Annotated in this window: 34 protein-coding genes; all 34 read left to right on the top strand. The window is 60.1% G+C overall.

The window, feature by feature from the left end; all coding sequences use genetic code 11:
* Window positions 1-146: 146 nt before the first annotated feature.
* Window positions 147-518 carry a 30S ribosomal protein S12 gene (gene rpsL / locus M8R19_RS12545; RefSeq protein WP_009617130.1) on the top strand — a complete coding sequence of 124 codons (372 nt, stop codon included), beginning with the start codon at window positions 147-149 and terminating at the stop codon, window positions 516-518.
* 100 nt (window positions 519-618) lie between these two features.
* Window positions 619-1,089, top strand: a complete 471-nt coding sequence (gene rpsG / locus M8R19_RS12540) for a 30S ribosomal protein S7 (RefSeq protein ID WP_074986512.1) — start codon at window positions 619-621, stop codon at window positions 1,087-1,089.
* A gap of 30 nt (window positions 1,090-1,119) precedes the next feature.
* On the top strand, window positions 1,120-3,249 hold the full coding sequence (gene fusA / locus M8R19_RS12535; protein WP_074986510.1) for an elongation factor G: 2,130 nt from the start codon (window positions 1,120-1,122) through the stop codon (window positions 3,247-3,249).
* Between the two features lie 29 nt (window positions 3,250-3,278).
* Window positions 3,279-4,472, top strand: a complete 1,194-nt coding sequence (gene tuf / locus M8R19_RS12530; RefSeq protein ID WP_009617114.1) for an elongation factor Tu — start codon at window positions 3,279-3,281, stop codon at window positions 4,470-4,472.
* Between the two features lie 159 nt (window positions 4,473-4,631).
* Window positions 4,632-4,943: a 30S ribosomal protein S10 gene (rpsJ, locus tag M8R19_RS12525; RefSeq protein WP_003243886.1), complete on the top strand. Its 312-nt coding sequence runs from the start codon at window positions 4,632-4,634 to the stop codon at window positions 4,941-4,943.
* Window positions 4,944-5,025: 82 nt separating this feature from the next.
* Window positions 5,026-5,661 (top strand): 50S ribosomal protein L3, encoded by a 636-nt coding sequence (gene rplC, locus M8R19_RS12520; protein ID WP_009617147.1) that lies wholly within the window; start codon window positions 5,026-5,028, stop codon window positions 5,659-5,661.
* A 14-nt stretch (window positions 5,662-5,675) separates the two neighbouring features.
* Window positions 5,676-6,278 carry a 50S ribosomal protein L4 gene (gene rplD, locus M8R19_RS12515; protein ID WP_009617148.1) on the top strand — a complete coding sequence of 201 codons (603 nt, stop codon included), beginning with the start codon at window positions 5,676-5,678 and terminating at the stop codon, window positions 6,276-6,278.
* A complete protein-coding gene (rplW, locus tag M8R19_RS12510) occupies window positions 6,275-6,574 on the top strand; it encodes a 50S ribosomal protein L23 (protein WP_043273414.1) in 300 nt (99 codons plus the stop codon). The genes rplD and rplW overlap by 4 nt, the downstream gene beginning before the upstream one ends.
* Before the next feature lie 11 nt (window positions 6,575-6,585).
* The gene (rplB, locus tag M8R19_RS12505) at window positions 6,586-7,407 is read left to right on the top strand and encodes a 50S ribosomal protein L2 (RefSeq protein ID WP_009617152.1); all 822 of its coding nucleotides are present in this window, start codon (window positions 6,586-6,588) and stop codon (window positions 7,405-7,407) included.
* A gap of 16 nt (window positions 7,408-7,423) precedes the next feature.
* Window positions 7,424-7,699 (top strand): 30S ribosomal protein S19, encoded by a 276-nt coding sequence (rpsS, locus tag M8R19_RS12500; RefSeq protein WP_003093734.1) that lies wholly within the window; start codon window positions 7,424-7,426, stop codon window positions 7,697-7,699.
* 12 nt (window positions 7,700-7,711) lie between these two features.
* Window positions 7,712-8,044, top strand: coding sequence for a 50S ribosomal protein L22 (gene rplV, locus M8R19_RS12495; RefSeq protein WP_003103908.1), 333 nt, complete (start codon window positions 7,712-7,714; stop codon window positions 8,042-8,044).
* 13 nt (window positions 8,045-8,057) lie between these two features.
* A complete protein-coding gene (gene rpsC / locus M8R19_RS12490) occupies window positions 8,058-8,744 on the top strand; it encodes a 30S ribosomal protein S3 (RefSeq protein WP_009617162.1) in 687 nt (228 codons plus the stop codon).
* An 11-nt stretch (window positions 8,745-8,755) separates the two neighbouring features.
* A complete protein-coding gene (gene rplP, locus M8R19_RS12485; RefSeq protein WP_009617163.1) occupies window positions 8,756-9,169 on the top strand; it encodes a 50S ribosomal protein L16 in 414 nt (137 codons plus the stop codon).
* Complete coding sequence (gene rpmC / locus M8R19_RS12480) at window positions 9,169-9,360, top strand: 50S ribosomal protein L29 (protein ID WP_009617164.1); 192 nt, start codon at window positions 9,169-9,171, stop codon at window positions 9,358-9,360. Before rplP ends, rpmC begins: the two co-directional genes overlap by 1 nt.
* 2 nt (window positions 9,361-9,362) lie before the next feature.
* Window positions 9,363-9,629 (top strand): 30S ribosomal protein S17, encoded by a 267-nt coding sequence (gene rpsQ / locus M8R19_RS12475; protein ID WP_009617165.1) that lies wholly within the window; start codon window positions 9,363-9,365, stop codon window positions 9,627-9,629.
* A gap of 16 nt (window positions 9,630-9,645) precedes the next feature.
* Entirely contained in the window at window positions 9,646-10,014 is a 369-nt protein-coding gene (gene rplN / locus M8R19_RS12470) for a 50S ribosomal protein L14 (RefSeq protein WP_003093714.1), read from the top strand.
* 12 nt (window positions 10,015-10,026) lie between these two features.
* A complete protein-coding gene (rplX, locus tag M8R19_RS12465; RefSeq protein ID WP_009617167.1) occupies window positions 10,027-10,341 on the top strand; it encodes a 50S ribosomal protein L24 in 315 nt (104 codons plus the stop codon).
* A 17-nt stretch (window positions 10,342-10,358) separates the two neighbouring features.
* Complete coding sequence (rplE, locus tag M8R19_RS12460) at window positions 10,359-10,898, top strand: 50S ribosomal protein L5 (protein ID WP_249917949.1); 540 nt, start codon at window positions 10,359-10,361, stop codon at window positions 10,896-10,898.
* A 13-nt stretch (window positions 10,899-10,911) separates the two neighbouring features.
* Window positions 10,912-11,217 (top strand): 30S ribosomal protein S14, encoded by a 306-nt coding sequence (gene rpsN / locus M8R19_RS12455; protein ID WP_009617169.1) that lies wholly within the window; start codon window positions 10,912-10,914, stop codon window positions 11,215-11,217.
* Window positions 11,218-11,405: 188 nt separating this feature from the next.
* Window positions 11,406-11,798: a 30S ribosomal protein S8 gene (rpsH, locus tag M8R19_RS12450; RefSeq protein ID WP_009617170.1), complete on the top strand. Its 393-nt coding sequence runs from the start codon at window positions 11,406-11,408 to the stop codon at window positions 11,796-11,798.
* A gap of 11 nt (window positions 11,799-11,809) precedes the next feature.
* Complete coding sequence (gene rplF / locus M8R19_RS12445; RefSeq protein WP_009617171.1) at window positions 11,810-12,343, top strand: 50S ribosomal protein L6; 534 nt, start codon at window positions 11,810-11,812, stop codon at window positions 12,341-12,343.
* Between the two features lie 10 nt (window positions 12,344-12,353).
* Window positions 12,354-12,704 carry a 50S ribosomal protein L18 gene (gene rplR / locus M8R19_RS12440; protein ID WP_009617172.1) on the top strand — a complete coding sequence of 117 codons (351 nt, stop codon included), beginning with the start codon at window positions 12,354-12,356 and terminating at the stop codon, window positions 12,702-12,704.
* Between the two features lie 3 nt (window positions 12,705-12,707).
* Window positions 12,708-13,208, top strand: coding sequence for a 30S ribosomal protein S5 (gene rpsE, locus M8R19_RS12435; RefSeq protein ID WP_009617173.1), 501 nt, complete (start codon window positions 12,708-12,710; stop codon window positions 13,206-13,208).
* Between the two features lie 2 nt (window positions 13,209-13,210).
* Window positions 13,211-13,387, top strand: a complete 177-nt coding sequence (gene rpmD / locus M8R19_RS12430; protein WP_009617174.1) for a 50S ribosomal protein L30 — start codon at window positions 13,211-13,213, stop codon at window positions 13,385-13,387.
* A 3-nt stretch (window positions 13,388-13,390) separates the two neighbouring features.
* Window positions 13,391-13,825 (top strand): 50S ribosomal protein L15, encoded by a 435-nt coding sequence (gene rplO, locus M8R19_RS12425; protein WP_074985970.1) that lies wholly within the window; start codon window positions 13,391-13,393, stop codon window positions 13,823-13,825.
* Window positions 13,826-15,160: a preprotein translocase subunit SecY gene (gene secY / locus M8R19_RS12420; RefSeq protein WP_074985972.1), complete on the top strand. Its 1,335-nt coding sequence runs from the start codon at window positions 13,826-13,828 to the stop codon at window positions 15,158-15,160. It begins immediately after the preceding gene.
* Between the two features lie 29 nt (window positions 15,161-15,189).
* A complete protein-coding gene (gene rpmJ, locus M8R19_RS12415) occupies window positions 15,190-15,306 on the top strand; it encodes a 50S ribosomal protein L36 (protein ID WP_002555468.1) in 117 nt (38 codons plus the stop codon).
* Window positions 15,307-15,436: 130 nt separating this feature from the next.
* Window positions 15,437-15,793 carry a 30S ribosomal protein S13 gene (gene rpsM, locus M8R19_RS12410; protein WP_074985975.1) on the top strand — a complete coding sequence of 119 codons (357 nt, stop codon included), beginning with the start codon at window positions 15,437-15,439 and terminating at the stop codon, window positions 15,791-15,793.
* Window positions 15,794-15,811: 18 nt separating this feature from the next.
* Window positions 15,812-16,201: a 30S ribosomal protein S11 gene (rpsK, locus tag M8R19_RS12405; protein ID WP_003093689.1), complete on the top strand. Its 390-nt coding sequence runs from the start codon at window positions 15,812-15,814 to the stop codon at window positions 16,199-16,201.
* Between the two features lie 16 nt (window positions 16,202-16,217).
* The gene (gene rpsD / locus M8R19_RS12400) at window positions 16,218-16,838 is read left to right on the top strand and encodes a 30S ribosomal protein S4 (RefSeq protein ID WP_009617181.1); all 621 of its coding nucleotides are present in this window, start codon (window positions 16,218-16,220) and stop codon (window positions 16,836-16,838) included.
* Between the two features lie 22 nt (window positions 16,839-16,860).
* Window positions 16,861-17,862, top strand: coding sequence for a DNA-directed RNA polymerase subunit alpha (locus M8R19_RS12395; protein WP_009617182.1), 1,002 nt, complete (start codon window positions 16,861-16,863; stop codon window positions 17,860-17,862).
* A 43-nt stretch (window positions 17,863-17,905) separates the two neighbouring features.
* On the top strand, window positions 17,906-18,295 hold the full coding sequence (gene rplQ, locus M8R19_RS12390; protein WP_009617183.1) for a 50S ribosomal protein L17: 390 nt from the start codon (window positions 17,906-17,908) through the stop codon (window positions 18,293-18,295).
* Between the two features lie 202 nt (window positions 18,296-18,497).
* Window positions 18,498-18,962 carry a bacterioferritin gene (bfr, locus tag M8R19_RS12385; protein WP_074985978.1) on the top strand — a complete coding sequence of 155 codons (465 nt, stop codon included), beginning with the start codon at window positions 18,498-18,500 and terminating at the stop codon, window positions 18,960-18,962.
* Between the two features lie 260 nt (window positions 18,963-19,222).
* Window positions 19,223-21,367, top strand: a complete 2,145-nt coding sequence (katG, locus tag M8R19_RS12380; RefSeq protein WP_249917948.1) for a catalase/peroxidase HPI — start codon at window positions 19,223-19,225, stop codon at window positions 21,365-21,367.
* Window positions 21,368-21,709: the final 342 nt, after the last annotated feature.

Genomic DNA, 21,709 nt, shown 5'->3' with positions numbered 1-21,709 from the left:
TGAGCGAAGCCCCGGCTGTCCTGACAGCCGGGGCTTTGTCTTGACGGGGTGCTGGAAGCTCTTTAGTATTTTGTACCCCGAAAATTGGCAGGGCGCATGCTCTGCCATTTCGTTTAAGTGTCGTAAGACAATCAGTGGAGCTATAGATGGCAACTATCAACCAGCTGGTGCGTAAGCCGCGCAAGCGCATGGTCGACAAGAGCGACGTGCCGGCGCTGCAGAACTGCCCGCAACGTCGTGGCGTATGCACCCGCGTATACACCACCACGCCGAAAAAGCCGAACTCGGCACTGCGTAAGGTATGCCGTGTTCGCCTGACCAACGGCTACGAAGTCACTTCGTACATCGGTGGTGAAGGTCACAACCTGCAAGAGCACAGCGTAGTGCTGATCCGTGGCGGTCGTGTAAAGGACCTTCCGGGTGTGCGTTACCACACCGTGCGCGGTTCGCTGGACACCTCGGGTGTCAAAGACCGTAAGCAGGGTCGTTCGAAGTACGGCGCCAAGCGTCCGAAGTAATCCATTTTTCCTATTTGCTGAGTCGATAAGAGTAAGGTCGGGCGCGTAACCAAAGTGTTGCAGTCCCGGGCTAACCTGAAGACCGTTTGAGGGCTTATCAATGCCAAGACGTCGTGTAGCGGCCAAACGTGAGATCCTGGCCGATCCGAAATACGGAAGCCAGATTCTGGCCAAGTTCATGAACCACGTGATGGAAAGCGGCAAGAAAGCCGTTGCCGAGCGTATCGTTTACGGTGCTCTGGACAAGGTCAAAGAGCGCGGTAAAGGTGACCCCCTGGAACTCTTCGAGAAAGCTCTCGACGCCATCGCTCCGCTGGTCGAAGTGAAGTCGCGCCGTGTAGGCGGTGCTACCTACCAGGTTCCGGTCGAAGTACGTCCGTCCCGTCGTAATGCCCTGGCCATGCGCTGGCTGGTGGACTACGCCCGCAAGCGCGGCGAGAAGTCCATGGCCCTGCGCCTCGCCGGCGAGCTGCTGGATGCCGCCGAAGGCAAAGGCGCCGCCGTCAAGAAGCGTGAAGACGTGCACCGTATGGCTGAAGCCAACAAGGCCTTCTCCCACTACCGCTTCTAATCGCGGCTTCCATTCTTTTGCGAGGGCTTTATGGCTCGTACTACAGCAATTAACCGCTACCGGAACATTGGTATCTGCGCCCACGTCGACGCGGGCAAGACCACCACTACCGAGCGGATCCTGTTCTACACAGGTCTCAGCCACAAGATGGGTGAGGTGCACGACGGCGCTGCTACCACCGACTGGATGGTGCAGGAGCAGGAGCGTGGTATCACCATCACTTCCGCTGCGATCACGACCTTCTGGGAAGGTTCGCGCGGCCAGTACGACAAGTACCGCGTAAACGTCATCGACACCCCCGGCCACGTAGACTTCACCATTGAAGTCGAGCGCTCCCTGCGCGTACTGGACGGCGCTGTCGTGGTGTTCTGCGGCACCTCCGGCGTTGAGCCGCAGTCCGAAACCGTATGGCGTCAGGCCAACAAGTACGGCGTTCCGCGTATCGTCTACGTGAACAAGATGGACCGCGCCGGCGCCAACTTCCTGCGCGTCGTCGCTCAGATCAAGAACCGCCTGGGCCACACCCCGGTTCCGGTTCAGCTGGCCATCGGTGCAGAAGATGACTTCCAGGGTCAGATCGACCTGATGAAGATGAAGGCCATCTACTGGAACGAAGACGACAAGGGCACCAGCTACCGCGAGGAAGAGATTCCCGCTGAGCTGCTGGACCTGGCCAACGAATGGCGCAACAACATGGTCGAGGCTGCTGCCGAGGCCAACGAAGAGCTGATGAACAAGTACCTGGAAGAGGGTGAGCTGACGATCGAAGAGATCAAGGCCGGCCTGCGCCAGCGTACCATCGCCTGCGAAATCGTTCCGGCGGTCTGCGGTTCGTCCTTCAAGAACAAGGGCGTGCCCCTGGTTCTGGACGCCGTCATCGACTTCCTGCCTGCTCCGACCGAGATCCCGGCCATCCAGGGCGTCCACCCGGACAGCACCGATGACAACGAGATCCATGACGAGCGTCCGGCTGACGACAACGCTCCGTTCTCCGCTCTGGCGTTCAAGATCGCTACCGACCCGTTCGTCGGTACCCTGACCTTCGTCCGCGTCTACTCGGGCGTTCTGGAGTCCGGTAACTCCGTTATCAACTCCGTGAAGGGCAAGAAAGAGCGCGTTGGTCGTATGGTGCAGATGCACGCCAACCAGCGTGACGAGATCAAAGAAGTGCGCGCTGGCGACATCGCGGCTCTGATCGGCATGAAGGACGTCACCACCGGTGACACCCTGTGCGACATCGAGAAGCCGATCATCCTCGAGCGCATGGACTTCCCGGAGCCGGTCATCTCGGTAGCTGTCGAGCCGAAGACCAAGGCTGACCAGGAGAAGATGGGTATCGCCCTCGGCAAACTGGCCCAGGAAGACCCGTCGTTCCGCGTCAAGACCGACGAAGAAACCGGCCAGACCATCATCTCCGGTATGGGTGAACTGCACCTGGACATCCTCGTCGACCGCATGAAGCGCGAGTTCGGCGTCGAGGCCAACATCGGCAAGCCGCAGGTTTCCTATCGCGAAACCATCTCGAAGGACAACGTCGAGATCGAAGGCAAGTTCGTTCGCCAGTCCGGTGGTCGCGGCCAGTTCGGTCACTGCTGGATCCGCTTCTCGACTCCGGATGTGGATGAGAAGGGCAACATCACCGAAGGTCTGGTGTTCACCAGCGAAGTTGTGGGTGGTGTGGTTCCGAAGGAATACATCCCGGCGATCCAGAAGGGCATCGAAGAGCAGATGAAGAACGGCGTCGTCGCCGGCTATCCGCTCATCGGCCTGAAGGCCACCGTGTTCGATGGTTCCTACCACGACGTCGACTCCAACGAGATGGCGTTCAAGATCGCTGCTTCCATGGCGACCAAGCAGCTGGCCCAGAAGGGCGGTGGCAAGGTGCTCGAGCCGATCATGAAGGTGGAAGTGGTGACTCCTGAGGACTACATGGGCGACGTGATGGGCGACCTGAACCGTCGTCGCGGTCTGATTCAGGGGATGGAAGACTCGGTTTCCGGTAAGGTTATCCGTGCCGAGGTTCCGCTGGGCGAGATGTTCGGTTATGCGACCGACGTACGTTCCATGTCCCAGGGTCGCGCGAGCTACTCCATGGAATTCTCCAAATACGCCGAAGCTCCGTCGAACATCGTCGAAGCGCTGGTTAAAAAACAAGCTTGATTCAGCCCTTTAAGTAAGAGGTTACTGTCGTGGCTAAGGAAAAATTTGAACGTAACAAACCGCACGTCAACGTCGGCACCATCGGTCACGTTGACCACGGTAAGACCACTCTGACCGCTGCTCTGACCAAGGTCTGCTCCGAGACCTGGGGTGGCTCCGCTCGCGCCTTCGACCAGATCGACAACGCGCCGGAAGAGAAAGCCCGTGGTATCACCATCAACACTTCGCACGTCGAATACGACTCGCCGGTACGCCACTACGCTCACGTAGACTGCCCGGGCCACGCCGACTACGTGAAGAACATGATCACCGGTGCTGCCCAGATGGACGGCGCGATCCTGGTTTGCTCGGCTGCTGATGGCCCCATGCCGCAGACCCGCGAGCACATCCTGCTGTCCCGTCAGGTAGGCGTTCCCTACATCGTCGTGTTCCTGAACAAGGCCGACATGGTTGACGACGCCGAGCTGCTGGAACTGGTCGAGATGGAAGTTCGCGACCTGCTGAACACCTACGACTTCCCGGGCGACGACACTCCGATCGTGATCGGTTCCGCTCTGATGGCTCTGAACGGCCAGGACGACAACGAGATGGGCGTTTCCGCCGTGCGCAAGCTGGTAGAAACCCTGGACTCCTACATCCCCGAGCCGGTTCGTGCCATCGACCAGCCGTTCCTGATGCCGATCGAAGACGTGTTCTCGATCTCCGGCCGCGGCACCGTGGTAACCGGTCGTGTTGAGCGCGGTATCGTCAAGGTCCAGGAAGAAGTGGAAATCGTCGGCATCCGTCCGACCACCAAGACCACCTGCACCGGCGTTGAAATGTTCCGCAAGCTGCTCGACGAAGGTCGTGCTGGCGAGAACGTCGGCGTCCTGCTGCGCGGCACCAAGCGTGAAGACGTAGAGCGTGGCCAGGTTCTGGCCAAGCCGGGCACCATCAAGCCGCACACCAAGTTCGAGTGCGAAGTGTACGTGCTGTCCAAGGAAGAAGGTGGTCGTCACACCCCGTTCTTCAAGGGCTACCGTCCGCAGTTCTACTTCCGTACCACCGACGTGACCGGCAACTGCGAGCTGCCGGAAGGCGTCGAGATGGTAATGCCGGGTGACAACGTCAAGATGACCGTCACCCTGATCGCTCCGATCGCCATGGAAGACGGCCTGCGCTTCGCTATCCGCGAAGGCGGCCGTACCGTTGGCGCCGGCGTGGTTGCCAAGATCATCGAGTAATCGACTGATCTAGCGCATGAGGAAAAGGGGCCCTTCGGGGCCCCTTTTTCGTTGGATTGGTTAAATATTGACACCCTCGGGGGGCATCCGTACAATTGCGCCTCCTTTTAACGGGCGGAGTCCGTCCGTTGGGAAAGGCAACTTGGAGTCTGAGGTCAAATGCAAAATCAACAAATCCGTATTCGGTTGAAGGCTTTTGACCACCGCCTGATCGACCAATCTACCCAGGAAATCGTGGAAACCGCGAAACGTACTGGGGCTCAGGTGCGTGGTCCGATTCCTCTGCCGACCCGCAAGGAACGTTACACCGTGCTGATTTCCCCGCACGTCAACAAGGACGCTCGTGACCAGTACGAAATTCGTACCCACAAGCGTGTGCTCGACATCGTTCAGCCGACCGACAAGACCGTCGACGCGCTGATGAAGCTCGACCTTGCTGCTGGCGTCGAAGTACAGATCAGCCTCGGCTAATGCCTTCGGCATTGGTCGTGTAACGCTCTGAAATGGGCGGCCATAGCGGGTGAAAGCCCCGTACACTAAAGAGGTTCTTAAGATGACAATTGGTGTTGTCGGTCGTAAGTGCGGCATGACCCGCATTTTCACCGAAGATGGTGTCTCCATTCCGGTCACGGTCATTGAGGTCGAGCCGAATCGCGTCACCCAGTTCAAAAACGAAGAGACCGATGGCTATCGCGCTGTGCAGGTAACTGCCGGCGAGCGTCGTGCTTCTCGCGTGACCAAGGCTCAGGCCGGTCACTTTGCCAAGGCGAATGTCGCCGCCGGTCGCGGCGTGTGGGAATTCCGTCTGGGCGAAGAGGAGTTCAAGGCAGGCGATTCCATCTCCGTCGATCTGTTCCAGGCAGGCCAGCTGGTAGACGTTACCGGCGAGTCGAAGGGTAAAGGCTACGCCGGTACCATCAAGCGCTGGAACTTCCGTGGTCAAGACAATACCCACGGTAACTCCGTTTCCCACCGCGTCCCGGGTTCGATCGGCCAGTGCCAGACTCCTGGTCGAGTGTTCAAGGGCAAGAAAATGTCCGGTCACATGGGTGCTGAGCGTGTAACCGTTCAATCCCTTGAGGTCGTGCGTGTCGATGCCGAGCGTAATCTGCTGCTGGTCAAGGGTGCCGTTCCTGGCGCTACCGGCGGTGACGTTCTCGTGCGTCCGGCAGCCAAGGCTCGCGGTTAAGAGGGGAAGCTGAGATGCAACTTAATGTGAATGGCGCTCAGGCTATCGAAGTCTCCGAGCGTACCTTTGGCAGCGAATTCAACGAGACTCTGGTTCACCAGGCTGTCGTCGCCTACATGGCTGGCGGCCGTCAGGGCACCCGTGCTCAGAAGACTCGTTCCGAAGTTTCCGGTGGCGGCAAGAAGCCGTGGCGTCAGAAGGGCACCGGTCGTGCTCGTGCTGGTACCATCCGCAGCCCCATCTGGCGTGGGGGCGGCACCACTTTCGCCGCCAAACCGCAGGATCACTCCCAGAAGCTCAACAAGAAGATGTACCGCGCAGCCCTGCGCTCCATCCTCTCCGAGCTGGTCCGTCTGGACCGCCTGGTTGTCGTTGCCGACTTCGCTGTCGATGCACCGAAAACCAAAGGTCTGGTCAGCAAGCTGGACGGCCTGGGCCTGAAAGACGTGCTGATCGTCACCGATGGCGTTGATGAAAACCTGTACCTGGCTGCGCGCAACCTGGCGCACGTCGATGTACGCGACGTCCAGGGTTCCGACCCGGTCAGCCTGATCGCCTACGACAAGGTGCTCGTCACCGTGTCCGCCGTGAAGAAGTTCGAGGAGCTGCTGGCATGAACCAGGAACGCGTATTCAAAGTGCTGCTGGGCCCGCATATCTCCGAGAAAGCCACGGGGCTGGCGGACGGCAAGAGCCAATTCGTTTTCAAGGTTGCCACTGATGCAACCAAGCTGGAAATCAAGAAGGCCGTCGAAAGCCTGTTCGGCGTGAAAGTACGTCGCGTCACCACCCTGAACGTTCAGGGCAAGACCAAGCGTACCGTTCGCGGCCTGGGCAAGCGTAACGACTGGAAGAAGGCGTACATCGCCCTTCAGCCCGGCCAAGATCTCGATTTCGCAGCTGGCGCTGAGTAAAGGGGTGCATCATGGCAATCGTTAAATGCAAACCGACTTCCGCTGGTCGTCGCTTCGTCGTCAAGGTCGTGAACCAGAACCTGCACAAGGGTGCTCCGTTCGCTGGCCTGGTCGAGAAGAAGTCCAAGTCGGGCGGCCGTAACAACAACGGTCGTATCACCACCCGCCACATCGGCGGTGGTCACAAGCAGCACTACCGTCTGGTCGACTTCCGCCGCAACAAGGATGGCATCCCTGCCATCGTCGAGCGCGTGGAATATGACCCGAACCGCACTGCGCACATCGCTCTGCTGAAGTACGCGGACGGTGAGCGTCGTTACATCATCGCCCCCAAAGGCGTGGTGGCTGGCGATCAACTGATCTCCGGTATCGGCGCTCCGATCAAGCCCGGCAACAACATGCCGCTGCGCAACATCCCGGTTGGTAGCACCATCCACGGTATCGAGCTGAAGCCGGGCAAAGGCGCCCAGCTGGTTCGCTCCGCTGGCGCCTCGGCCCAGCTGGTAGCCCGTGAAGGCGCTTACGTGACCGTGCGTCTGCGTTCCGGTGAAATGCGTAAAGTCCTGGCTGACTGCCGTGCGACCCTGGGCGAAGTCTCGAACTCCGAGCACAGCCTGCGTTCGCTGGGTAAAGCTGGTGCCAAACGCTGGCGCGGCATTCGCCCGACCGTTCGTGGCGTCGCCATGAACCCGGTCGACCACCCGCATGGTGGTGGTGAAGGTCGTACCTCTGCTGGTCGTCATCCGGTATCGCCGTGGGGTCTTCAGACCAAGGGTAAGAAGACTCGCGCGAACAAGCGTACCGATAACATGATCGTCCGTCGCCGCAAGTAAATAGAGGGATACGACAGTGCCGCGTTCTCTGAAAAAAGGTCCTTTTATCGATCTTCACCTGCTGAAGAAGGTCGAAGTGGCGGTGGAAAAGAACGACCGTAAGCCGATCAAGACCTGGTCGCGTCGTTCGATGATTCTGCCGCATATGGTTGGTCTGACCATCGCTGTCCACAATGGCCGTCAACACGTGCCGGTCCTGGTCAACGAAGACATGGTCGGTCACAAACTCGGCGAGTTCGCTGCTACCCGCACTTATCGTGGGCATGCTGCGGACAAGAAAGCCAAGCGTTAAGGGGTAAGGAAGATGGAAGTAGCCGCTAAGCTGTCGGGCGCTCGTATCTCCGCCCAGAAAGCCCGCTTGGTCGCCGACCAGATCCGCGGGAAGAAGGTGGGCGAAGCGCTCAACCTCCTGGCTTTCAGCAGTAAGAAAGCCGCCGAGATCATGAAGAAAGTGCTGGAGTCGGCTGTTGCCAACGCTGAGCACAACGAAGGCGCCGATGTGGATGACCTGAAGGTCTCCACCGTCTTCGTCAACGAAGGTCGTTCGCTCAAGCGCATCATGCCGCGCGCCAAAGGCCGTGCTGATCGCATCGTCAAGCGGTCTTGCCATATCACTGTCAAGGTTGCGGACAAGTAACGGAGTCGATCAGATGGGTCAGAAAGTACATCCCAATGGCATCCGCCTGGGTATCGTCAAGGAGCACACCTCCGTTTGGTACGCAGATAAGCGCACTTACGCCGATTATCTGTTCGCCGACCTGAAGGTTCGTGAGTACCTCCAAGACAAACTAAAAAGCGCGTCCGTAAGCCGTATCGATATCCATCGCCCGGCTCAAACCGCACGTATCACCATCCACACCGCCCGTCCCGGTATCGTGATCGGCAAGAAAGGTGAAGATGTTGAGAAGCTGCGCCAGGACCTGACCAAGCAAATGGGTGTGCCCGTGCACATCAACATCGAGGAAATCCGCAAGCCGGAACTCGATAGCATGCTGGTTGCGCAGAGCGTAGCTCAGCAGCTGGAACGCCGCGTCATGTTCCGTCGCGCCATGAAGCGCGCCGTGCAGAACGCCATGCGTATTGGTGCCAAGGGCATCAAGATCCAGGTGAGTGGTCGTTTGGGCGGCGCTGAAATTGCTCGTACCGAATGGTATCGCGAAGGTCGTGTGCCCCTGCACACCCTGCGTGCCGATATCGACTATGCCACCTACGAAGCGCACACCACCTACGGTGTGATCGGTGTCAAGGTTTGGATCTTCAAAGGCGAGGTCATCGGTGGCCGCCAGGAAGAGCTCAAGCCGGTAGCGCCCGCTCCTCGTAAAAAAGCTGCTAAGTAAGGAGTACGCAAATGCTGCAACCTAAGCGTACGAAGTTCCGCAAGCAAATGACCGGTCACAACCGTGGCCTGGCTCATCGCGGTAGCAAAGTCAGCTTCGGCGAGTTCGCCCTCAAGGCGACCAGCCGTGGCCGTCTCACCGCGCGTCAGATCGAGTCCGCACGTCGTGCGCTGACCCGTCACGTAAAACGTGGCGGCAAGATCTGGATCCGCGTATTCCCCGACAAGCCGGTTACCAAGAAGCCCCTCGAAGTTCGTATGGGTAAAGGTAAGGGCGGCGTCGAGTACTGGGTAGCCCAGATTCAACCGGGCAAGGTCCTGTACGAGATCGAGGGTGTATCCGAAGAGCTGGCGCGTGAGGCATTCGCCCTGGCTGCTGCAAAGCTGCCGCTCGCCACCTCCTTTGTTAAGCGGACGGTGATGTGATGAAAGCGAATGAACTTCGTGAGAAATCCGTGGAGCAGCTGAACGAGCAACTGCTCGGCCTGCTGCGCGACCAGTTCAATCTGCGCATGCAGAAAGCAACTGGCCAGTTGGCGCAGTCCCACCTGCTCTCGCAGGTGAAGCGCGACATCGCTCGCGTCAAAACTGTGCTCAATCAGCAAGCAGGTAAGTGAACATGGCTGAAGCTCAGAAAACCGTCCGTACGCTGACCGGCCGCGTCGTCAGCGACAAGATGGACAAGACCGTCACCGTTCTGATCGAGCGTCGCGTCAAGCACCCGATCTACGGCAAATACGTGAAGCGTTCGACCAAGCTGCACGCCCACGACGAAACCAATCAGTGCCGCATTGGTGACCTAGTCACCATTCGCGAAACCCGTCCGCTGGCCAAGACCAAGGCCTGGACCCTGGTTGATATCGTCGAGCGCGCAGTGGAAGTCTAAGGGTCGGAGATAGATAATGATTCAGACTCAATCCATGCTCGATGTCGCTGATAACAGCGGCGCGCGTCGCGTAATGTGCATCAAGGTGCTCGGCGGTTCCCACCGTCGCTACGCCGGCATTGGCGACATCATCAAAGTCACCGTCAAGGAAGCGATTCCGCGCGGCAAGGTGAAGAAAGGCCAGGTGATGACTGCCGTGGTCGTTCGTACCAAGCACGGCGTTCGTCGCACCGACGGCTCCATCATCCGCTTCGACGGTAACGCCGCCGTCCTGCTGAACAACAAGCAGGAGCCGATCGGCACCCGTATCTTCGGGCCCGTGACTCGTGAACTTCGTACCGAGAAGTTCATGAAGATCGTCTCGCTCGCCCCTGAAGTGCTGTAAGGAGTAGCCGTCATGCAAAAAATTCGTCGTGACGACGAAGTCATCGTCATTGCCGGCAAGGACAAGGGCAAGCGTGGCAAGGTGCTGAAAGTTCTCGCTGACGACCGTCTGGTCGTTGGCGGTGTGAACCTGATCAAGCGCCACACCAAGCCCAACCCCATGCTCAACCAGCAAGGCGGGATCGTCGAGAAGGAGGCGCCTCTGCACGTCTCCAACGTCGCCATCTTCAACCCGGAAACCAGCAAGGCTGACCGCGTTGGCTTCAAGGTAGAAGACGGTAAGAAGGTTCGTGTCTTCAAGTCGACCCAGAAACCGGTCCAGGCTTGAGGGAGTAGGTAGATACCATGGCACGATTGAAAGAACTGTACCGGAAGGAAATCGCGCCCAAGCTGAAGCAAGAGCTTCAGCTGGCGAACGTGATGGAAGTTCCGCGCGTTACCAAAATCACCCTGAACATGGGTCTTGGCGAAGCTGTCGGTGACAAGAAAGTCATCGAGAGCGCCGTGGCCGATCTGGAAAAGATCGCAGGCCAGAAGCCGGTCGTGACTTACGCTCGTAAGTCCATCGCCGGCTTCAAGATCCGTGAAGGCTGGCCGATCGGCGTGAAGGTCACCCTGCGTGGCGAGCGCATGTACGAATTCCTGGACCGCCTGCTCTCCATCTCCCTGCCGCGCGTGCGTGACTTCCGCGGCCTGAATGCCAAGTCCTTCGATGGCCGCGGCAACTACAGCATGGGTGTGAAAGAGCAGATCATCTTCCCGGAAATCGATTACGACAAGATCGATGCTCTGCGCGGCATGGACATCACTCTGACCACCACCGCCCGTACGGACGATGAAGGTCGCGCTCTGCTGCGCGCCTTCAACTTCCCGTTCCGCAACTGATTGGAGTAGGAACATGGCCAAAGAGAGCATGAAAAACCGTGAGCTGAAGCGTCAGCGCACGGTCGCCAAGTACGCCCAGAAGCGTGCCGAGCTGAAAGCGATCATCGCTAATCCGAACTCCTCCCAGGAAGAGCGTTGGAATGCGCAGGTCGCCCTGCAGAAGCAACCGCGTGACGCGAGCGCCAGCCGCCTGCGTAACCGTTGCCGCCTGACCGGTCGTCCGCACGGCTTCTACCGCAAGTTCGGCCTGAGCCGTAACAAGCTGCGTGAAGCCGCCATGCGCGGCGACGTACCGGGCCTGGTGAAAGCCAGCTGGTAAGTCGGTCGAGACGGGGCCGGCAACGGCTCCGTTGATCGCTTTGCGAATCAAGCCCCCTCGTGGGGCTTGATTCGTTTTTGAGCGATCTCTAGAATACCCGGCTCCCCCGAGCCTGGGCTTTTCTCGCCCTGTGTTTTGAGGGTGAGTATCGTTGAAGGCTTATCTTTTGTATCAGGAGCATTAAGCCCATGAGTATGCAGGACCCGTTAGCAGACATGCTAACTCGCATCCGTAATGCCCAGATGGCTGAGAAGACCGTCGTGAGCATGCCGTCTTCCAAGCTGAAGGCGGCAGTAGCCAAAGTCCTCAAGGACGAAGGTTACATTGCGGACTATCAGGTCAGCGCCGAGGCCAAGCCTCAGCTGTCCATCGAGCTGAAGTACTTCGAAGGCAAACCCGTCATCGAAGAAGTGAAGCGAATCAGCCGTCCTGGCCTGCGCCAGTACAAGTCCGTAGATCAGCTGCCGAAAGTTCGCGGCGGTCTGGGTGTGTCGATCGTCTCCACCAACAAAGGTGTGATGACCGACCGCGCTGCCCGTGCCGCTGGCGTTGGTGGCGAAGTGCTCTGCACTGTGTTCTAAGGGGAATCAGCATGTCTCGCGTTGCTAAGAACCCCGTCAAACTGCCCGCCGGCGTTGAAATCAAGCTGGCTGGTCAGGAACTCTCGGTCAAGGGCTCCAAAGGCTCCCTCGAGCTGAAAGTCCACCCGTCCGTAGAAGTCATCCAGGACAACGGTGAGCTGCGTTTCGCTGCCCGTAACGGCGACCAGCAGACCCGTGCCATGGCCGGTACCACCCGCGCCCTGGTCAACAACATGGTGATCGGCGTCAGCCAGGGCTTCGAGCGCAAGCTCCAGCTGGTCGGCGTTGGTTACAAGGCGCAGGCCAAAGGCCAAGTGCTGTCCCTGGCCCTCGGCTTCTCCCATCCGGTCGATTACGAACTGCCCGCCGGCATCGTCGCCGAAACCCCCAGCCAGACCGATATCCTGATCAAGGGCATCGACAAGCAGCTGGTCGGCCAGGTTGCCGCGGAGATCCGCGATTTCCGTCCGCCGGAGCCGTACAAAGGCAAGGGCGTGCGGTATTCGGACGAAGTCGTACTTCGTAAAGAAGCCAAGAAGAAGTAGGGCATAGCAAATGAGCGTCAAGAAAGAAACCCGTCTGCGTCGCGCTCGCAAGGCACGCCTGAAGATGCGCGAGCTGGAAGCCGTACGCCTTTGCGTGTACCGCTCCTCCCAGCACATTTACGCCCAGGTCATCGCGGCCGACGGCGGCAAGGTCCTGGCCAGCGCCTCGACCCTGGACAAGGAACTGCGCGAAGGTGCCACCGGCAACGTCGACGCAGCCAAGAAAGTTGGTCAACTGGTCGCCGAACGCGCCAAGGCTGCCGGCGTCACTCAGGTGGCGTTCGACCGTTCTGGCTTCAAGTACCACGGCCGCATCAAGGCCCTGGCTGATGCCGCTCGCGAAGGCGGTCTGGAGTTCTAAGTTATGGCAAACAACGATCAAAAGCGCGACGAAGGCTACATCGAGAAGCTGGTTCAAGTTAACCGCGTCGCCAAAACCGTAAAAGGTGGCCGTATCTTCGCCTTCACCGCGCTGACCGTGGTTGGCGATGGCAAGGGCCGTGTTGGCTTCGGTCGTGGCAAGGCGCGTGAAGTGCCTGCCGCCATCCAGAAGGCCATGGAAGCTGCCCGCCGCAACATGATCCAGGTGGATCTGAACGGCACCACCCTGCAGTACCCGACCAAGTCCGCCCATGGCGCCTCCAAGGTGTACATGCAGCCGGCTTCCGAAGGTACCGGCATCATCGCCGGCGGCGCCATGCGTGCCGTCCTGGAAGTGGCCGGTGTGCAGAACGTTCTGGCCAAGTGCTACGGTTCGACCAACCCGGTGAACGTGGTTTACGCCACCTTCAAGGGCCTGAAGAACATGCAGTCCCCTGAGTCGGTAGCGGCCAAGCGTGGCAAGAGCGTCGAGGAGATTCTCTAACCATGGCAACTGTCAAAGTTACCCTGATCAAAAGCCTGAACGGCCGTCTGGCCAATCACAAGGCTTGCGTCAAAGGCCTCGGCCTGCGTCGCATCAATCATACCGTCGAAGTTCAGGACACTCCTGAGAACCGCGGCATGATCAACAAGGCCTACTACCTGCTGCGTGTGGAGGGTTAATCCATGCAACTGAACGATCTGCGTTCCGCGCCGGGTGCCCGTCGCGAGAAGCTGCGTCCGGGCCGTGGCATCGGTAGCGGTCTGGGCAAGACCGGTGGCCGTGGCCACAAAGGTCAGACCTCGCGCTCCGGCGGCACCATCGCCCCGGGCTTCGAGGGTGGCCAGCAGCCGCTGCACCGCCGTCTGCCGAAGTTCGGCTTCAAGTCCCTGAAGGCCCTGGATCGCGCCGAGGTTCGTACCTCCGAGCTGGCCAAGGTCGAAGGCGACGTAGTCACCGTGCAATCCCTGAAGGATGCCAACGTGATCAACCGCAACGTACAGCGCGTCAAAGTCGTGCTGTCCGGTGAAGTTGCCCGCGCGGTTACCCTGAAGGGCATCGGCGCCACCAAAGGCGCTCGTGCGGCTATCGAAGCAGCTGGCGGCAAATTCGAGGACTAAATGGCTAAGCAAGGTGCTCTCTCTGCGCTGAGCAACGGTGGTGGTCTGTCCGAGCTCTGGGCACGTCTGCGTTTCCTGTTCCTGGCGATCATCGTCTACCGGATAGGTGCGCACATCCCGGTTCCGGGCATCAACCCCGATCGCTTGGCGGCACTGTTCCGGCAGAACGAGGGGACCATTCTTAGCCTCTTCAACATGTTTTCCGGCGGCGCGCTGGAGCGCATGAGCATCTTCGCACTGGGGATCATGCCGTACATCTCGGCATCGATCATCATGCAGCTCATGACCGCTATCAGCCCGCAGCTGGAGCAGTTGAAGAAAGAGGGTGAGTCTGGGCGTCGCAAGATCAGCCAGTACACCCGCTACGCAACGCTCGTCCTGGCACTCGTCCAGGCCATCGGCATGGCCGTTGGTCTGGGCAGCCAGGGCGTGGCCTTCTCCAATGACTTCGGCTTCTACTTCGTGGCAGTCACCACCTTCGTGGCGGGTGCGCTGTTCATGATGTGGCTGGGCGAGCAGATCACCGAGCGGGGCGTCGGCAATGGTATCTCCATGCTGATCTTCTCCGGGATCGTCGCCGGCCTGCCGCGCGCCATCGGGCAGTCTTTCGAGTCCGCCCGCCAAGGTGACATCAACATCTTCGCCCTGATCTCCGTCGGCCTGCTGGCCGTCGCGATCATCGCGTTCGTGGTGTTCATCGAGCGCGGTCAGCGCCGCATCGCCGTGCATTACGCCAAGCGCCAGCAAGGTCGCAAGGTGTTTGCCGCGCAAACCAGCCATCTGCCGCTGAAAGTGAACATGGCGGGCGTGATCCCGGCCATCTTCGCCAGCAGCATCCTGCTGTTCCCGGCGTCCCTGGGCGCCTGGTTCGGTCAGTCGGAGGGCCTGGGTTGGCTGCAGGACGTCGCGCAAGCGATCGCGCCGGGGCAGCCGCTGAACATTCTGCTGTTTAGTGCAGGGATCATCTTCTTCTGCTTCTTCTACACAGCGCTGATGTTCAATCCCAAGGACGTGGCGGAAAACCTCAAGAAGTCCGGTGCATTTATTCCGGGTATCCGTCCGGGCGAACAGTCCGCTCGCTACATCGATGGCGTGCTGACCCGTTTGACCATGTTCGGTGCCCTGTACATGACGGCGGTGTGCCTGTTGCCCCAGTTCCTGGTGGTGGCTGCCCACGTTCCGTTCTACCTCGGCGGGACCTCGTTGCTGATCGTGGTCGTGGTTGTGATGGACTTTATGGCCCAAGTACAATCGCACCTCGTTTCTCACCAGTACGAATCCCTCATGAAGAAAGCCAACCTGAAGGGTTATGGCGGCAGCAGCATGCTGCGCTGACCGGCCCGTAAGGTTAGTAGGAGTCACTGATGAAAGTTCGTGCATCGGTTAAGAAGCTGTGCCGCAACTGCAAGATCATCCGTCGCGAAGGCGTCGTTCGCGTGATCTGCAGCGCGGAGCCGCGTCACAAGCAGCGCCAAGGCTGAGTGTGAACCACGCGTTATAGCCCGGCAGCTAGTGCGCTGCCGGGTTGATTATTTGTTATTACAGCGCTAATATCCGCGCCCTTTCTTGGCTTCCTGGGCGCCGGGTAGCTGTCAATTGGAGTTTTTCTGAATGGCCCGTATTGCAGGCGTAAACATTCCGGATAACAAGCACACTGTTATCTCGCTGACCTACATCTATGGTGTAGGTCGCACCACCGCACAGAGCATCTGCGCTGCCACTGGCATCAGCCCGGTAGTAAAGATCAAGGAACTGAGCGAAGAGCAGATCGATTCGCTGCGCAACGAGGTGGCCAAGCTGACCACCGAAGGTGACCTGCGCCGCGAAATCAACATGAACATCAAGCGTCTGATGGACCTCGGTTGCTACCGCGGTCTGCGTCATCGTCGCGGTCTGCCGGTTCGCGGTCAGCGTACCAAGACCAACGCGCGCACCCGTAAGGGCCCGCGTAAGCCGATCCGCAAGTAATCGCTTAGGAATATAGTCATGGCAAAACCTGCTGCTCGTCCTCGCAAGAAAGTCAAAAAGACGGTGGTTGACGGGATCGCGCATATCCACGCGTCCTTCAACAACACCATCGTTACCATCACCGACCGTCAGGGCAACGCCCTGTCCTGGGCCACCTCCGGTGGTTCGGGCTTCCGCGGCTCGCGTAAGAGCACCCCGTTCGCTGCCCAGGTAGCGGCCGAGCGTGCCGGCCAGGCTGCTCTGGAATACGGTCTGAAGAACCTTGACGTCAACGTCAAAGGCCCGGGCCCGGGTCGCGAATCGGCTGTTCGTGCGCTGAATGCCTGCGGTTACAAGATCGCCAGCATCACCGACGTAACCCCGATCCCGCACAACGGCTGCCGCCCGCCGAAAAAGCGTCGCGTGTAATAGGAGACAGTGAGAAATGGCTCGTTACATTGGTCCCAAATGCAAACTGTCTCGCCGTGAAGGCACCGACCTGTTCCTGAAGAGCGGCGCTCGCGCTCTGGACTCCAAGTGCAAGGCCGAACAGGTTCCTGGCCAGCACGGCGCTCGCCGTGGCCGTCTGTCCGACTACGGTCTGCAGCTGCGTGAGAAGCAGAAAGTTCGCCGCATCTACGGCGTTCTGGAGCGTCAGTTCCGTGGCTACTACCAAGAGGCTTCCCGCCGCAAGGGCTCCACTGGTGAGAACCTGCTGCAACTGCTGGAATGCCGTCTGGACAACGTCGTCTATCGTATGGGCTTCGGCTCCACCCGTTCGGAATCCCGTCAGCTGGTGTCCCACAAGACCATCAGCGTGAACGGTCAGACCGTCAACATCCCGTCCTATCAGGTGAAGGCCGGCGACGTCGTTGCTGTTCGCGAGAAATCGAAGAACCAGCTGCGTATCGCTCAAGCCCTCGAACTGTGCGCCCAGCGCGGTCGCGTTGAGTGGGTCGAAGTGGACACCGACAAGAAGGCCGGTACCTTCAAGAGCGTTCCGGCTCGTGCCGACCTGTCCGCCGACATCAACGAAAACCTGATTGTCGAGCTCTACTCCAAGTAAGGGCTAGAAAATAGGTGCATCCATGCAGAGTTCGGTAAATGAGTTCCTGACCCCCCGCCACATCGATGTGCAGGTGGTCAGCCAAACCCGCGCCAAGATCACGCTCGAGCCTCTCGAGCGTGGCTTCGGCCATACCCTGGGCAACGCGCTGCGTCGCATCCTGTTGTCCTCCATGCCCGGCTGTGCAGTGGTCGAGGCCGAGATCGACGGCGTACTCCACGAGTACTCGGCGATCGAAGGTGTTCAGGAAGACGTCATCGAAATCCTGCTCAACCTGAAAGGTCTGGCCATCAAGCTGCACGGCCGTGACGAAGTGACGCTGACCCTGGCGAAAAAGGGCTCGGGTGTGGTGACCGCTGCCGATATTCAGCTGGATCATGATGTCGAGATCGTCAACGGTGACCATGTTATCGCCCACCTGGCCGATAACGGCGCGCTGAACATGAAGCTGAAAGTCGCTCGTGGCCGTGGCTACGAGCCGGCTGATGCCCGCTCGAGCGATGAAGACGAAAGCCGCAGCATCGGCCGTCTGCAGCTCGACGCCTCGTTCAGCCCCGTACGTCGTGTTGCCTACGTGGTCGAGAACGCCCGTGTCGAACAGCGTACCAACCTGGACAAGCTGGTCCTCGATCTGGAAACCAACGGCACCCTGGACCCCGAAGAGGCTATCCGTCGCGCCGCTACCATCCTGCAACAGCAGCTGGCAGCGTTCGTGGACCTCAAGGGCGACAGCGAACCCGTCGTTGAAGAGCAGGAAGACGAGATCGATCCGATCCTGCTGCGTCCGGTCGATGACCTGGAGCTGACCGTTCGTTCGGCCAACTGCCTGAAGGCGGAGAACATCTACTACATCGGTGACCTGATCCAGCGCACCGAAGTAGAGCTGCTGAAAACTCCGAACCTGGGCAAGAAGTCCCTGACCGAAATCAAGGACGTTCTGGCCTCTCGCGGTCTGTCCCTCGGTATGCGCCTCGACAACTGGCCGCCGGCAAGTCTTAAGAAAGACGACAAGGCTACTGCCTGATCGTCGTAGCTACCGAACGTAAAGTTTGGAAAGGAATTGAACCATGCGCCATCGTAAAAGTGGTCGTCACCTGAGCCGCACCAGCGCGCACCGCAAGGCTATGTTCCAGAACATGGCTGTGTCGCTGTTCGAACACGAACTGATCAAAACCACCCTGCCCAAGGCCAAGGAACTGCGTCGCGTTGCCGAGCCGCTGATCACCCTGGCCAAGGAAGACAGCGTCGCCAACCGTCGTCTGGCTTTCGACCGTACCCGTTCGAAAGCTGCCGTAGGCAAGCTGTTCAACGAGCTGGGCAAGCGCTACGCCAACCGTCCGGGCGGCTACCTGCGCATCCTCAAGTGCGGTTTCCGCGCTGGCGACAACGCCCCCATGGCGTACGTCGAGCTGGTTGATCGTGCTGTAGGCGGCGAAGCGGTTGAAGCTGCTGAGTAAGGCGAAAGCCACTCATGAAAAACCGGGCCTTGGCCCGGTTTTTTATTGCCCGCTGGAAATGTATCTCGTTCCCTTCGGCCCATGATCTGCGCGTCTGGCAAGGCGCTATGGCGCCGGTGGGACTATCCTCGACTTGATGCGGATCATGGTCGTCGAGGCGCCAATTCTCTTCAATTCCTCATCGGACTCATGGAGCTGACTGATGCAAGGCCATGCTGAAGTAATCGACTACCTCAATACCCTGCTGACCGGCGAGCTGGCCGCGCGCGACCAGTACTTCATCCACTCGCGCATGTACGAGGACTGGGGCTTCGCCAAGCTCTACGAGCGCCTCAACCACGAGATGGAAGAGGAAACCCAGCACGCCGACGCCCTGATCCGCCGCATCCTGTTGCTGGAAGGCACGCCGCGCATGCGTCCCGACGATATCCACCCGGGCCGTACCGTGCCGGAAATGCTCGAAGCCGATCTCAAGCTGGAGCGCCAGGTGCGTGCGGCCCTGGCCAAGGGCATCGCGCTGTGCGAACAGCACAAGGACTTCGTCAGCCGCGACATCCTCAAGGTCCAGTTGGCCGACACCGAGGAAGACCACGCCTACTGGCTGGAGCAGCAACTCGGGCTGATCGCCAAGATGGGCCTGGAGAACTACCTGCAGTCGCAGATATGAGGTTTCGTCCGCAATGAAAGAAGCCCCTCGCGTCCGTCGGTCGCAGGGGCTTTTTTGTTTCCACCAGGCGCCGCCAAGGGGGGATTTCGGTGCTGTATTTCCGCTGTTCGGGAGGCTATCACGCACGGTTCTGGTAAGAGATAAAAACTATCGTGCCGTTGCTTTTCATAAATTGGTCCCTCCAGCGGAGCGGTACTAGTCTTAATCCACCGTCGGCAGCTGTCGACCAGACCGACCCGATGAGGACAAAGGAGAAAGCAATGTCGAATGAATCGAAATGCCCGTTCCATTATGTTGCTGGTGGCGGTACTACCAACGAGGACTGGTGGCCGAACCAACTGAAGCTGGACGTACTGAACCAGCATTCGGAAAGATCCAACCCGTTGGGTGAGAAGTTCAACTACCGCGACGAGTTCAAGAAACTCGACTACTCGGCCCTGAAGGCCGACTTGAAGCACCTGATGACCGACTCCCAGGAATGGTGGCCGGCCGACTGGGGCCACTATGGTGGCCTGATGATCCGCATGGCCTGGCACGCCGCCGGGACCTATCGTATCGCCGACGGCCGCGGCGGCGCCGGCCGTGCGCAACAGCGCTTCGCTCCGCTGAACTCCTGGCCGGACAACGTCAGCCTGGACAAGGCGCGGCGCCTGCTCTGGCCGATCAAGCAGAAGTATGGCCAGAAGATTTCCTGGGGCGACCTGATGGTGCTCGCCGGCAACGTGGCCCTGGAGACCATGGGCTTCCGCACCTTCGGTTTCGGCGCCGGCCGCGAGGATGTCTGGGAGCCGGATACCGACGTCAACTGGGGCGACGAAAAGGCCTGGCTGGTCCACCGTGACCCCGAAGCTCTGGCCAAGAACCCGCTGGCCGCCACCGAGATGGGCCTGATCTACGTGAACCCGGAAGGCCCGAATGCCAGCGGCGACCCGTTGTCGGCCGCGCCGGCCATCCGCGCGACCTTCGGCAACATGGCGATGAACGACGAGGAAATCGTCGCCCTGATCGCCGGTGGCCATACCCTCGGCAAGACCCACGGTGCCGGCCCGGGCGACAACGTAGGCGCGGCGCCCGAAGCCGCCGCCATCGAACAGCAGGGTATCGGCTGGGTCAGCAGCTATGGCTCCGGCAGCGGTGCCGATGCCATCACCTCCGGCATCGAGGTGGTGTGGACGCAGACGCCCACCCAGTGGAGCAACTTCTTCTTCGAGAACCTGTTCAAGTACGAATGGGAGCAGACCCGCTCGCCCGCCGGGGCGATCCAGTGGGTCGCCAAGGATGCGCCGGAGATCATCCCCGATCCCTTCGATCCGTCGAAGAAGCGCAAGCCCACCATGCTCACCACTGACCTGACGCTGCGCTTCGATCCGGAATTCGGGAAAATCTCGAAGCGCTTCCTCAACGATCCGCAGGCCTTCGCCGACGCCTTCGCCCGCGCCTGGTTCAAGCTGACCCACCGCGACATGGGGCCGAAGGCCCGCTACCTCGGCCCTGAAGTGCCGAAGGAAGACCTGATCTGGCAGGACCCGCTGCCGCCGGCCACGCACAACCCGAGCGCCGCGGACATCGCCGACCTGAAGGCGAAGATCGCCGAGTCCGGCCTGTCGATCGCCGAGCTGGTTTCCACCGCCTGGGCCTCGGCCTCCACCTTCCGCGGTGGCGACAAGCGTGGCGGCGCCAATGGCGCGCGCATTCGCCTGACGCCGCAGAAGGATTGGGAGGTCAACAATCCGCAGCAGCTCGCCAAGGTATTGGCCAAGCTCGACGAGATCCAGCGGTTCTCCGGCAAGGCTTCGCTGGCCGACGTGATCGTGCTGGCCGGTAACGTGGGCGTCGAGCAGGCTGCCAAGGCTGCCGGCGTGAACATCGAGGTGCCCTTCGCCCCGGGCCGCGCGGATGCCCGCCAGGACCAGACCGACGTCGAGACCTTCGAGGTGCTCGAGCCCATCGCCGATGGCTTCCGCAACTACAAGAGCGCCAATCCCGGTGCGTCCACCGAGGCACTGCTGGTCGACAAGGCCCAGTTGCTGACCCTGACCGCTCCGGAAATGACCGTGCTCGTCGGCGGCCTGCGCATGCTGGGGGCCAACTACGACGGTAGCGCCCATGGCGTGTTCACCGATCGGCCCGGTGTGCTCAGCAATGACTTCTTCGTCAACCTGCTGGACATGGGGACCGTCTGGGCGCCGGTGGACGGTTCCGCGGAGGTCTTCGAGGGCCGGGCCCGCAAGGGCGGCGAGCTGAAGTGGACCGCTACCCGTGCCGACCTGATCTTCGGTTCGCACTCGGTGCTGCGGGCGCTGGCCGAGGTCTATGCCAGTGGCGATGCCAAGGAGAAATTCGTCAAGGACTTCGTCGCTGCCTGGACCAAGGTGATGAACCTGGATCGTTTCGATCTGGCCTGATGTTCTTGGGCTGGGAAGAAAAGGCGCCGCTTTGGCGGTAGCAGTGGCCACTTGAAAGAGAATGCCGTTTCCCTTTTACGGGGAAGCGGCATTTTCATGTGGGTTGCCGGCTGCTTCGAGGCGCTTTTCGTAGGATGGGTTGAGCTTGCGAAACCCATGCGGCCATCGGTGATGGGTATCGCTTCGCTCAACGCCATCCTACGAAAAGCCACGCTCGCTCATGCGGTAGGAGCGGACTAGCCAGAGGTCGAGGCGCGGTTCGCGGATAAGATCCGCTCCTACGCCGCCCCAGGACATGACATTGCCATGTAGGAGCGCGCCCTGCGCGCGAAATCGCGGACG

The sequence above is a fragment of the Pseudomonas sp. R3.Fl genome (assembly GCF_023516765.1).
In the GTDB taxonomy this organism is placed as follows: domain Bacteria; phylum Pseudomonadota; class Gammaproteobacteria; order Pseudomonadales; family Pseudomonadaceae; genus Pseudomonas; species Pseudomonas citronellolis.
This window is presented reverse-complemented; position numbering and strand designations above follow the sequence as displayed.

What these genes read in the sequence shown, in the direction of transcription:
- rpsG (WP_074986512.1), top strand. Translation starts at nt 619, where the DNA reads ATGCCAAGACGTCGTGTAGCGGCCAAACGTGAGATCCTGGCCGATCCG.
- rpsL (WP_009617130.1), top strand. Translation starts at nt 147, where the DNA reads ATGGCAACTATCAACCAGCTGGTGCGTAAGCCGCGCAAGCGCATGGTC.
- rplE (WP_249917949.1), top strand. Translation starts at nt 10,359, where the DNA reads ATGGCACGATTGAAAGAACTGTACCGGAAGGAAATCGCGCCCAAGCTG.
- fusA (WP_074986510.1), top strand. Translation starts at nt 1,120, where the DNA reads ATGGCTCGTACTACAGCAATTAACCGCTACCGGAACATTGGTATCTGC.
- rplB (WP_009617152.1), top strand. Translation starts at nt 6,586, where the DNA reads ATGGCAATCGTTAAATGCAAACCGACTTCCGCTGGTCGTCGCTTCGTC.
- rplD (WP_009617148.1), top strand. Translation starts at nt 5,676, where the DNA reads ATGCAACTTAATGTGAATGGCGCTCAGGCTATCGAAGTCTCCGAGCGT.
- rpsQ (WP_009617165.1), top strand. Translation starts at nt 9,363, where the DNA reads ATGGCTGAAGCTCAGAAAACCGTCCGTACGCTGACCGGCCGCGTCGTC.
- rplX (WP_009617167.1), top strand. Translation starts at nt 10,027, where the DNA reads ATGCAAAAAATTCGTCGTGACGACGAAGTCATCGTCATTGCCGGCAAG.
- rpsK (WP_003093689.1), top strand. Translation starts at nt 15,812, where the DNA reads ATGGCAAAACCTGCTGCTCGTCCTCGCAAGAAAGTCAAAAAGACGGTG.
- rplW (WP_043273414.1), top strand. Translation starts at nt 6,275, where the DNA reads ATGAACCAGGAACGCGTATTCAAAGTGCTGCTGGGCCCGCATATCTCC.
- rpsC (WP_009617162.1), top strand. Translation starts at nt 8,058, where the DNA reads ATGGGTCAGAAAGTACATCCCAATGGCATCCGCCTGGGTATCGTCAAG.
- M8R19_RS12395 (WP_009617182.1), top strand. Translation starts at nt 16,861, where the DNA reads ATGCAGAGTTCGGTAAATGAGTTCCTGACCCCCCGCCACATCGATGTG.
- rplQ (WP_009617183.1), top strand. Translation starts at nt 17,906, where the DNA reads ATGCGCCATCGTAAAAGTGGTCGTCACCTGAGCCGCACCAGCGCGCAC.
- rpsJ (WP_003243886.1), top strand. Translation starts at nt 4,632, where the DNA reads ATGCAAAATCAACAAATCCGTATTCGGTTGAAGGCTTTTGACCACCGC.
- rplO (WP_074985970.1), top strand. Translation starts at nt 13,391, where the DNA reads ATGCAACTGAACGATCTGCGTTCCGCGCCGGGTGCCCGTCGCGAGAAG.
- rplF (WP_009617171.1), top strand. Translation starts at nt 11,810, where the DNA reads ATGTCTCGCGTTGCTAAGAACCCCGTCAAACTGCCCGCCGGCGTTGAA.
- rplV (WP_003103908.1), top strand. Translation starts at nt 7,712, where the DNA reads ATGGAAGTAGCCGCTAAGCTGTCGGGCGCTCGTATCTCCGCCCAGAAA.
- rplN (WP_003093714.1), top strand. Translation starts at nt 9,646, where the DNA reads ATGATTCAGACTCAATCCATGCTCGATGTCGCTGATAACAGCGGCGCG.
- secY (WP_074985972.1), top strand. Translation starts at nt 13,826, where the DNA reads ATGGCTAAGCAAGGTGCTCTCTCTGCGCTGAGCAACGGTGGTGGTCTG.
- rplP (WP_009617163.1), top strand. Translation starts at nt 8,756, where the DNA reads ATGCTGCAACCTAAGCGTACGAAGTTCCGCAAGCAAATGACCGGTCAC.
- rpmD (WP_009617174.1), top strand. Translation starts at nt 13,211, where the DNA reads ATGGCAACTGTCAAAGTTACCCTGATCAAAAGCCTGAACGGCCGTCTG.
- rpsE (WP_009617173.1), top strand. Translation starts at nt 12,708, where the DNA reads ATGGCAAACAACGATCAAAAGCGCGACGAAGGCTACATCGAGAAGCTG.
- bfr (WP_074985978.1), top strand. Translation starts at nt 18,498, where the DNA reads ATGCAAGGCCATGCTGAAGTAATCGACTACCTCAATACCCTGCTGACC.
- rpsN (WP_009617169.1), top strand. Translation starts at nt 10,912, where the DNA reads ATGGCCAAAGAGAGCATGAAAAACCGTGAGCTGAAGCGTCAGCGCACG.
- rpmC (WP_009617164.1), top strand. Translation starts at nt 9,169, where the DNA reads ATGAAAGCGAATGAACTTCGTGAGAAATCCGTGGAGCAGCTGAACGAG.
- rplC (WP_009617147.1), top strand. Translation starts at nt 5,026, where the DNA reads ATGACAATTGGTGTTGTCGGTCGTAAGTGCGGCATGACCCGCATTTTC.
- rpsH (WP_009617170.1), top strand. Translation starts at nt 11,406, where the DNA reads ATGAGTATGCAGGACCCGTTAGCAGACATGCTAACTCGCATCCGTAAT.
- rpsM (WP_074985975.1), top strand. Translation starts at nt 15,437, where the DNA reads ATGGCCCGTATTGCAGGCGTAAACATTCCGGATAACAAGCACACTGTT.
- rpmJ (WP_002555468.1), top strand. Translation starts at nt 15,190, where the DNA reads ATGAAAGTTCGTGCATCGGTTAAGAAGCTGTGCCGCAACTGCAAGATC.
- rpsD (WP_009617181.1), top strand. Translation starts at nt 16,218, where the DNA reads ATGGCTCGTTACATTGGTCCCAAATGCAAACTGTCTCGCCGTGAAGGC.
- rplR (WP_009617172.1), top strand. Translation starts at nt 12,354, where the DNA reads ATGAGCGTCAAGAAAGAAACCCGTCTGCGTCGCGCTCGCAAGGCACGC.
- katG (WP_249917948.1), top strand. Translation starts at nt 19,223, where the DNA reads ATGTCGAATGAATCGAAATGCCCGTTCCATTATGTTGCTGGTGGCGGT.